At 51.0% G+C, this 9,577-nt stretch carries 10 protein-coding genes; 8 read left to right on the top strand and 2 right to left on the bottom strand.

What is annotated here, in order from left to right:
- Positions 1–226: 226 nt before the first annotated feature.
- The 4 genes from BZG77_RS13695 (at position 227) to pstB (ending at position 3,659) form a co-directional block, all read left to right on the top strand.
- Positions 227–1,048, top strand: a complete 822-nt coding sequence (locus BZG77_RS13695; protein ID WP_077647639.1) for a phosphate ABC transporter substrate-binding protein — start codon at positions 227–229, stop codon at positions 1,046–1,048.
- A gap of 76 nt (positions 1,049–1,124) precedes the next feature.
- Positions 1,125–2,036 (top strand): phosphate ABC transporter permease subunit PstC, encoded by a 912-nt coding sequence (pstC, locus tag BZG77_RS14930; RefSeq protein WP_198532427.1) that lies wholly within the window; start codon positions 1,125–1,127, stop codon positions 2,034–2,036.
- Positions 2,037–2,039: 3 nt separating this feature from the next.
- Positions 2,040–2,885 carry a phosphate ABC transporter permease PstA gene (gene pstA, locus BZG77_RS14925; RefSeq protein ID WP_198532426.1) on the top strand — a complete coding sequence of 282 codons (846 nt, stop codon included), beginning with the start codon at positions 2,040–2,042 and terminating at the stop codon, positions 2,883–2,885.
- Between the two features lie 18 nt (positions 2,886–2,903).
- A complete protein-coding gene (gene pstB, locus BZG77_RS13685) occupies positions 2,904–3,659 on the top strand; it encodes a phosphate ABC transporter ATP-binding protein PstB (RefSeq protein ID WP_077647638.1) in 756 nt (251 codons plus the stop codon).
- Between the two features lie 266 nt (positions 3,660–3,925).
- Here pstB and bioA read toward each other — a convergent pair whose 3' ends face one another.
- Positions 3,926–5,215: an adenosylmethionine--8-amino-7-oxononanoate transaminase gene (gene bioA / locus BZG77_RS13680; protein WP_077647640.1), complete on the bottom strand. Its 1,290-nt coding sequence runs from the start codon at positions 5,213–5,215 to the stop codon at positions 3,926–3,928.
- A gap of 108 nt (positions 5,216–5,323) precedes the next feature.
- Between bioA and bioB the strand changes: the two genes are divergently transcribed.
- The 4 genes from bioB to bioD are packed head-to-tail and all read left to right on the top strand — an operon-like array spanning position 5,324 to position 9,069.
- Complete coding sequence (bioB, locus tag BZG77_RS13675) at positions 5,324–6,376, top strand: biotin synthase BioB (RefSeq protein WP_077647637.1); 1,053 nt, start codon at positions 5,324–5,326, stop codon at positions 6,374–6,376.
- 5 nt (positions 6,377–6,381) lie between these two features.
- On the top strand, positions 6,382–7,611 hold the full coding sequence (locus BZG77_RS13670; protein WP_077647636.1) for an 8-amino-7-oxononanoate synthase: 1,230 nt from the start codon (positions 6,382–6,384) through the stop codon (positions 7,609–7,611).
- On the top strand, positions 7,593–8,402 hold the full coding sequence (gene bioC / locus BZG77_RS13665) for a malonyl-ACP O-methyltransferase BioC (RefSeq protein WP_241844160.1): 810 nt from the start codon (positions 7,593–7,595) through the stop codon (positions 8,400–8,402). The genes BZG77_RS13670 and bioC overlap by 19 nt, the downstream gene beginning before the upstream one ends.
- Positions 8,395–9,069, top strand: a complete 675-nt coding sequence (gene bioD / locus BZG77_RS13660; protein ID WP_077647634.1) for a dethiobiotin synthase — start codon at positions 8,395–8,397, stop codon at positions 9,067–9,069. The genes bioC and bioD overlap by 8 nt, the downstream gene beginning before the upstream one ends.
- An 80-nt stretch (positions 9,070–9,149) precedes the next feature.
- On the opposite strand, the gene BZG77_RS14920 is transcribed toward bioD, so the two are convergent.
- Positions 9,150–9,323 carry a hypothetical protein gene (locus tag BZG77_RS14920; RefSeq protein ID WP_198532425.1) on the bottom strand — a complete coding sequence of 58 codons (174 nt, stop codon included), beginning with the start codon at positions 9,321–9,323 and terminating at the stop codon, positions 9,150–9,152.
- Between the last annotated feature and the right edge of the window lie 254 nt (positions 9,324–9,577).

Raw genomic sequence — 9,577 nt, 5'->3', positions numbered from 1 at the left:
GTTTTTTGATATATATATTTGATTTTTATGTGTAAAATTGGGAGTCCATCAGGATTTTCATGCCTAATTCATTCCACAATGCCTGTTTTTTCTTATCRATTTGTCGTCAAATTGGTGGCTGTCATCCAAGCTTCAAGTTAGTGAAATGTATTTGTCATATTTCGCTCTTAAAGTTCCTCTTGTTCAAAATAACAAGCCGCGACTTATCGCAAGTAAGGGATACGATATGAAATCTAAGGTTTTTGGCGCCATCATGATGGCAGGTGCCATGTTCTCTGCCTCAGCAAGTGCACAAGAAACTGTTTCAATCTCTGGCTCAACGTCAGTGACTGAAGTCATAGAAGTGTTGGCTGAAACCTATCATCAGCAACACCCAGACACCTACATCGAAGTACAAGGCACTGGTTCGTCAGCAGGTATCAAAGCCGCTAAAAACGGCACCAGCTATTTCGGCATGGCTTCACGCGAGTTGAAAGCTTCTGAAAGAGAATCGTCACTCAAAGAAACTGTGATTGCTTTTGACGGTATCGCGGTGGTTGTCAATAGTGCCAATGGCGTCAAAAACCTCACTGCAGACCAAATCGCTAAAATCTATCGAGGTGAAATCACCAACTGGTCAAATGTAGGTGGCGAAAATAAACCTATCGTTCTGGTGACACGAGACACAGCTTCGGGTACGCGAGGTGCATTTGAAAGTATCATGGGTCTGAAACGCGAAGTGAACGGCATGGAAGTGTCTGCTATTTCACAAAAAGCACAAGTCGGAAATGGTAACGGCGTCGTGAAGACCATTGTTGCCAACAATCCATTCGCGATTGGTTATATTTCGCTAGGCTCTGTGGATGATTCCTTAAAAGCACTAAGTGTGGATGGTCATGCACCGACCTCTGAAGCCGTGGCAGCGGGTGACTACAAGGTCGTACGTCCTTTCTTGGTCCTTCATAAACAAGGTATGACCTCCGCAGCCGCAGATGAGTTCCTCAACTGGGTGCTGTCTGCAGATGGGCAGAAGATTGTTGTAAGCCAAGGCTATATCGCTGTTAAGTAAATAGAATTTTGGCCCAGCAAATGGCTGGGCTTTGTTTTGTTACATCCTTAGCCATTTTTGGCGTGGAGTTGTTATCATGACCATCGCACCTAAACAGTTAAATAATGTCTCGGGCTCGAGTCTCACTAAACGCCCCCGAGTTGACTGGCGAGAAAAGATTTTTCACGCATTGTTTTTATTCAGTGCCATTGTAGGCGTGTTATCGCTCGCCACCATTGGTTACTTCATTTTCCGCGAGAGTATTCCCGTACTCTCTGCTGCTGGCTTTACCAATATCGTCTTTGGTAGCGAGTGGCTTCCGCCCGCGCTCTACGGCATTGCGCCTATGATTGTGGCGTCATTAGTCTCCACCGCAGGGGCTGTCCTCTTGGGGGTGCCTGTCGCCGTACTCACCGCTATCTTTATCGCGGAAGTGGCACCAAAATGGCTAGCGAATATTATCCGTCCGGCAGTGGAGCTCCTCGCCGGTATTCCGTCGGTGGTCTATGGTTTCTTTGGTCTGGTCATCATCGTCCCGTTGATCCAAGACATCTTCAACGTCCCAGCAGGCAATACCCTGCTTGCTGGTGTCATTGTGTTAGCCGTCATGATCTTACCAACGGTCATTACGGTGTCTGAAACCTCGCTGCGCGCCGTGCCGCGTGCCTATAAAGAGGGCTCTCTCGCCCTTGGCGCATCATCGATGTTTACGATTTTTAAGCTGCTCGTGCCTGCTGCTCGCTCCGGGATCATGACGGGTGTGATTTTAGGGATTGCGCGTGCGTTGGGCGAAACTATGGCGATCATCATGGTGATGGGCAATGCGCCGGCCATGCCAGAGGGTATTCTCGATTCCGCGCGTACCCTTACCGCCAATATCGCGTTAGAAATGTCTTATGCTACGGGCGTGCATGCTAGTGCTCTATACGCCACCGGGATCGTGTTATTGATTTTCATTATGTTACTCAACGGCACGCTGCTTTACCTGAACCGTGAGAAAGCGAGATAAGTTATGTTGTCACGTCGATTACAAGATAAGTTAGCCCTAGGATTCATTTGGACAGCAGCAGGTTTAACTGTCGGCGTTCTGTTCTGGATAATCTGGTACATTCTGAGCAACGGCCTGCAGTATGTTGACTGGTCGTTCATTTCCAGCGACTACACGCGCATTGGTGAGTCTTCCGGGATTTGGCCGATGATTGTCTCCACCATCTATATGGTACTGGCCTCGATTGCCATTGCGGCGCCACTAGGGATCATGACCGCCATTTACCTCACTGAATATGCGAAAGTGGGCAGTAAGTTAGTCAAGGTTATCCGCTTTTGTACTGAGTCACTGGCAGGTGTTCCTTCGATTATCTTTGGTCTGTTTGGCCTCACGTTCTTTGTGGCGGTACTGGGTCTCGGCTTTTCGATTCTTTCCGGTGCCTTGACGCTCAGTATTTTGATCCTTCCGGTGATTATCCGTACCACTGAGGAAGCCTTAATGGCCGTCCCTCAAACCTATCGCGAGGGATCGTACGGACTCGGGGCGTCAAAAATCTACACCATTTGGAAGTTAATCCTGCCCAGTGCGATGCCAGGGATTATCACTTCAATCATACTTAGTGTAGGTCGCGTGATTGGTGAATCTGCACCTGTTTTCCTCACTGCCGGTATGGTGGCACGTATCCCTGACTCATTGCTTGATTCAGGACGCACGCTCACGGTGCATTTATACAAGCTCACGCAAGAGCTTTACACCGTCCATGAGTGGCACCAAGCCTATGCCACTGCCACCGTACTGATTGTTGTCGTGCTGGTTATCAACATGCTAACCAAACTCATTGCACGCCGATTCAACAAAGCGACTTATTAACGCATTCTGAGGTCCGAGATGAACAAATTTGAAATCAATGATTTAAATCTTTATTACGGTAACGGTGAAAACCACGCGCTTAAAAGCATCAACTTGCCGATTCCCGCTAAGCGTGTCACCTCACTGATCGGCCCTTCTGGTTGTGGGAAATCGACCCTATTGCGTTGCTTGAATCGTATGAACGATTTGATTGAAGGGGTCCAAATTGACGGTCGACTCACCATGGATAACCAAGATATCTATGGCAATATCGACGTAGGTGGCCTACGGATTAAAGTGGGTATGGTGTTTCAAAAACCTAACCCCTTCCCGATGAGCATTTATGACAATGTCGCTTATGGCTTACGCGCCCAAGGCATTAAAGATAAAAAGCATCTAGATGCGGTGGTTGAAAAATCACTGCGTGGCGCAGCATTGTGGGATGAAGTGAAAGATCGTCTCAAGGCCCATGCTTTTGGGCTGTCTGGCGGTCAGCAACAGCGTTTATGCATTGCGCGCACGATTGCGATGGAGCCAGAAGTGATTTTGATGGATGAGCCTACCTCTGCCCTCGATCCTATCGCCACGAAAAAAATTGAAGACTTGATGGAGTCATTAAAACAAGACTACACCATTGTCATCGTCACCCATTCCATGCAGCAAGCCCGTCGTATTTCCGACCGCACTGCGTTCTTTTTGATGGGAGAGCTGGTGGAGCATGATGAAACTGCCACGCTCTTTGCCCAGCCGCAAGATGACCGAACGCGAGGCTATGTGAACGGTGATTTCGGTTAAATACGTCGCTGCCAATAAAGTGTCATAGCGTTGTGATTAACTAACTAGGCACTTGTTTGCATCGGTTCCTAACTCCAAACATAACGATAATAAATCACGCGATGGTATATCTTGGCCCCTCTACCGGGGCCTTTTTTTTGATCGGAACAAAAATAAACAAGAAATTGACATTGATACCATCCGCGGACGCGTGCTTGAAAAAGGTTATCAACCCAATGGAGCAATGGCGCACGAAACCCACCGCCCCATTTTCAACGGGGCGATATTTACGTCATCGACTCTCTACTCACCAAAAACTGCTTAATTGCGGTGATCATCCCTTGGGTTAGTTGGTGGAGTTGGTCGTCGCGAATGCAATAGGGTGGCATCACATAAACCAGTTTACCGAACGGGCGAACCCAAATGCCTTGGGCGATCATTAAAGGCTGAATATCGGCCAGATTCACCTGATAGGTCAGCTCTATCACGCCAATTGCGCCAAGCACACGCACGTCCGCCACACATTCCAATGCGCGAGCAGGCGCTAAGCCAGTTTTCAGCTGTTGCTCGATGTGTGCGACGGTCTGCGGCCAGTCACTTTCTAGCAAGGTATCAATGCTGGCGCAGGCCACGGCACAGGCGAGTGGATTACCCATAAAGGTAGGACCGTGCATAAAACAGCCTGCATCACCGCTACAGACAGTATCGGCCACATGGCGGGTGGTGAGCGTGGCGGCCAAGGTCATGTAGCCGCCGGTCAGTGCTTTACCGACGCAGAGTATATCTGGGCTGATCCCCGCGTGGTCGCAGGCAAATAGTTTTCCAGTTCGGCCAAATCCGGTGGCAATTTCATCCACAATCAGCAGTACATCAAATTCATCGCACAGAGCGCGCACTTGACGCAGGTATTCAGGGTGATAAAAGCGCATACCGCCTGCACCTTGCACAATCGGCTCTAAGATCACCGCGGCCAGTTGGCCATGATGGGCGGCGAGTGCGTCGCGCATAGGCTGTATGTCGCTAGGATCCCACTCACCGTCAAAGCGGCTTTGTGGGGAGGGCACAAAATGATGCTGGGGCAGAAACCCTTTGTAGAGTTTGTGCATCGAATTATCAGGATCCGTCACCGACATGGCGGCGAACGTGTCGCCATGATAGCCATGACGCAAGGTCAAAAATTGTGCGCGTGACTCGCCGCGCCCCTGCCAATATTGCATCGCCATTTTAAGCGCCACTTCTACCGACACAGAGCCTGAATCGGCCAAAAATACTTGCGTGAGCGGCGCGGGTGAATGCGCGACCAAGCGCTCACAAAGCGATACCGCGGGCTGGTGGGTGAGACCGCCAAACATGACATGCGACATGTTATCAATTTGCTGATGCGCCGCGGCGTTCAAAGCAGGATGGTTGTAGCCGTGAATGGCTGCCCACCATGATGACATGCCATCAATCAGAACGGTGCCATCTTCAAGATGTAGCTCGGCACCGCTTGCGTGTGAGACAGGTAAGCAAGGCAAAGGATCGAGCGTTGAAGTGTAGGGATGCCAGATATGTTTACGATCAAAATGGGTGTTTATGCTCATAAATAAATCAGATGTAAACCAGTGTGATCTTATTGTATTGACAGGTTAACGTCTGTGGGTAGACTAGCCAAGCATTAAAACGACAACAACAGGGAAAACCGCGTGGAAATAAGACACAACTGGACCGCACAGGACGTGCAAGCATTGTTCGATAAACCCTTTATGGATTTGCTGTTTGACGCGCAGCAAGTCCATCGTGAATATCATCCTGCCAATCAAGTGCAAGTCAGCACGCTGTTATCGATCAAAACCGGCGCGTGTCCAGAAGACTGCAAGTATTGTCCGCAAAGTGCGCGGTATCGCACCGATGTTGAAAAAGAACGCCTGATGGAAGTCGAACAGGTGCTAGAAGCGGCACACAAAGCCAAAGCCTCGGGTGCGACGCGTTTTTGTATGGGCGCTGCCTGGAAAAACCCCAAGCAACGCGACATGCCGTACCTGCTCGATATGATCCAAGGAGTGAAAAGCCTAGGATTAGAAACCTGCATGACATTGGGCATGTTGGATAGCGAGCAGGCCCAAACGCTCTCTGAAGCGGGCTTAGATTACTACAACCATAATTTAGATACGTCGCCTGAGTTTTACGGCAACGTCATTACCACGCGGACCTATCAAGAGCGCCTTGATACCTTATCCAACGTGCGAGAGGCGGGGATGAAAGTCTGCTCAGGCGGGATTATCGGACTGGGCGAAAGTACCCGCGATCGCGCCGGCTTGCTGATGGAGTTGGCCAATATGCCTGCTCATCCAGAAAGCGTGCCGATCAACATGCTGGTCAAGGTGAAAGGCACGCCGCTAGAGAACGTCGATGACGTCGACCCGTTCGATTTTGTTCGCATTATCGCGGTGGCGCGGATCATGATGCCCAAATCGGCGGTACGCCTGTCTGCCGGACGCGAAGACATGAACGAGCAAATGCAAACTTTGTGCTTTATGGCTGGCGCCAACTCGATATTCTATGGCTGCAAGCTGTTGACCACACCAAACTCTGATGAAGACGCGGATATGCAGCTATTTAAAAAGCTGGGTATTAATCGCGAAGCGGTCAGCCAAAAGCCCGATCAAGTCACTGAGCACGACTTACTTGAGCAAGTGGCCGAGCGAGTGGCATCGCGCCCGCAAGAGGGCGATTTGTTCTACGATGCCAGTGTCTAAGCACGATGACTGATACAAGATCAGCGCTGACCCGTCGTTATCAGGACGAGCTGACCGTACGCCAGCAACAAGGCCTGTGGCGGCAAAGTGGTGACAATGCCGTCGCCGAGTCATGGCGCAACTTTGCCGGTAATGATTACTTAGGCCTCGCGCAAGATCCGCGATTGGTCAAAAAGGCGCAGCAGCACCTTGAACGCTGGGGCGTGGGCGCGACGGCTTCGCCGGTAGTATCTGGTTTTACCGCCGCGCATCAATCCCTTTGTGATCAGCTGTGTGACTGGCTGGGTTACCCGCAAGCGGTACTGTTTAACAGTGGTTTTGCCGCCAATCAGGCGTTGCTCTTTACGCTGTTAGGTAAAGACGATGCCTTGTTTCAAGACAAACTCAACCATGCCTCCTTGATTGAGGCGGGTTTATTGAGCCCTGCCACGCAGCGGCGTTTTCGTCATAACGACATGGCACACCTTCGCCAACTGCTCGCAAAGCAAATCCAGCCTTCCGCATCGCTGATTGTCTCGGAAGGGGTATTTAGCATGGATGGTGATGTGTCGCCAACCGAGAGTCTTGCCGCGATTGCCAATCAATCGGGCGCGCTTTGGGCTTTGGATGATGCGCATGGGATTGGCGTGTTAGGGCAAGAAGGCGAGGGCAGCATCAGTCGTGGCGCGCGGCCGGATATTTTAATCGTGACGTTTGGAAAAGCCCTGGGCGTGGCGGGGGCGGCAGTGCTGGCTTCTCCCACCATCATTGACTATTTACGCCAGTTCGCTCGCCATTATGTGTACTCGACGGCTATGCCACCTGCGCAAGCGGCACTCATTGAGGATGCGATGAGGCTGGCACGAACAGAGCACTGGCGGCGAGAAATACTCAGCGCCCATGCTGAACAGCTAGCGCAAGGCCTCCAGGACTGGTTAGAAACTGACTCTGCTTTCGAACCGCATTCCTTCAGTACTCATTCTTTAGATAAGCAGCCCTTCCCGCAACTGCTTGCAACGCCTAGCCCGATCAAGCCGCTGATTATCGGCGATTTGGCAGCATTACAGCAGGTGAATCACGCTCTGATGAAGGCCCATATTCGAGTAGGCGCGATTCGGCCACCGACTGTGCCTGCCAACACCGCACGCTTGCGGATCAGCCTGTCTGCGCAGCATCAAAAAACAGATATCACTGCACTGATTGAGGCGCTTAAGCCGGTATTAGCGAGCGACAAAACGTGTGGGTTGACAGCATGACCGTCGCCGATAAACAAGCGATTGCTCGAGCGTTTGGTCGAGCCGCGCCCCATTATGACGACAGTGCGACGCTGCAGCGCCGAGTGGGCCAGCGGTTGATGGCATTGGCTGAGCTCGAGCGCAAGGATAGCCCGCATGACACCGTCTTAGATGTCGGCTGTGGCACCGGTTATTTCACTCAGCAGTGGATGACGCATGCCAAGACAGTGATTGGACTGGATCTCAGCGCCCCCATGCTTGCAACGACAAAAGCGCGCTGTGGCGATGCCATGCTAGGTGTACAAGCAGATGCGGAGCATTTGCCGCTGGCTGATAACAGTGTCGATCTAGCATTTAGCTCGTTAGCGCTGCAATGGTGTGACGATTTGCACGTGCCATTGGCGGAGCTGCGTCGGGTCGTTAAACCCGGCGGGCAAATTCTTGTTTCGACACTGCTTACCGGATCCTTGTATGAACTCGACAGCGCGTGGCAACAGGCATGTAGCACGTCACGGGTGAATCGCTTTATCTCTTTATCTGGATTACAGCAGGCGACCCAACGCGCTGGGCTGACGCACGCAACCGTGTTGCAAGAAAGCGAACAGCTGACCTTTGCCAATGCCAATGCGGTGATGAAAAGTTTAAAAGGCATTGGTGCCACCTATCGCCCGCAAGGTACGGGGCAGCAAGGGCTGGCGACAAGAGCGCAGTTTAGTGCGGTAGAAAAGGCGTATCAGCGTTTTGCGCTCGCCGCCAACACCTTACCGGCGACCTATCAAATTGGTTACATAGTGATTAACCATCATGCATGACAGTTACTTTATTACCGGCACCGACACCGAAGTAGGGAAAACCTATACCACGGCGGCGCTGTTGCACGCTTTTATCGCGCAAGGCTATCAAGCGGTGGGTTACAAGCCTGTCGCCGCTGGTGCTGATTTAGCGCCTGATCACCAACTAAATAGTGACGCTGTCACTTTGCAGCGAGCCAGTGCGATTGCATTGCCGTATGCCGCGATCAACCCAGTTTTATTAGAAACGCCATGTTCGCCGCATTGGGCGGCCGCGTTAGCCAATACGCCCATTAATACCCAGATGCTGAGCGATGGGCTAGTACATTTAAAACAGCAGGCTCGCCCGGTATTGGTAGAAGGTGCCGGCGGCTGGCAAGTGCCACTGAGCGAGACGGAAACGCTTGCCGATTGGGTGATTACCCATCAGCTGCCAGTGATCATGGTGGTGGGGATTAAACTTGGCTGTTTAAACCATGCTTTGCTCACTGCAGAGGCCATTCGTGCCTGCGGGCTTGAATTAGCCGGATGGGTGGCAAACGCCGTGGATCCCAAGGCGCAGCACAGTGATGAAATGGTGCGCTATCTTGACGCGCATTTAGATGCGCCTTGTCTCGGGCACTTGCCGTTTGCTGCCGATGCTTCGCCAACACAACGCGCGAGTCACTTAGATATTGCGCAGTTGTAAACAATTTATGGAAATGTAGCGATCAAAAAAGCCAGCGCTATACTGGCTTTGTCTATTCAGTAGATGATGCAGATAGACCGTTACTTTTGGTCGCCCCGCACGCCCATTAAGCTTTGCTGTATCTCTGCCATTTGACGTGCCGCCGACGCGTCATCTGCCGCTAATCCAAGCTCTGAACAGGCTTCATCAAAGCTCATGCCAAGATGACAGGTTAAGATGTCGATCGCGACGCGGTAATTTTCTTGCTCTGCCATGGTCTCACTCCATTGATAACGCGTTGCAAGGATGACGTATGCAACAGTTTGTGATTTATACTGTCTTATGAGGGTGTCTGCGCGTTGCGAAACAGCCTCGTGAGTGTCGTAGTTTTAAACAACTGGGTATAAATTAGCCTGACTCGAGCGCGAAGACAACTCGACCAAAGTCTATAGTCGTGGCTTTTTGTCTTTTTTATTGGCTTTTTCTGTATTGTTTATTTTTAAACCAATGAAAAATAAGACAAATATAT

The organism is Salinivibrio sp. IB643, from assembly GCF_001996105.1.
Taxonomy (GTDB): domain Bacteria; phylum Pseudomonadota; class Gammaproteobacteria; order Enterobacterales; family Vibrionaceae; genus Salinivibrio; species Salinivibrio costicola.
The sequence above is the reverse complement of the archived record's forward strand: the minus strand, read 5'-3'. Positions and strand labels throughout refer to the sequence as shown.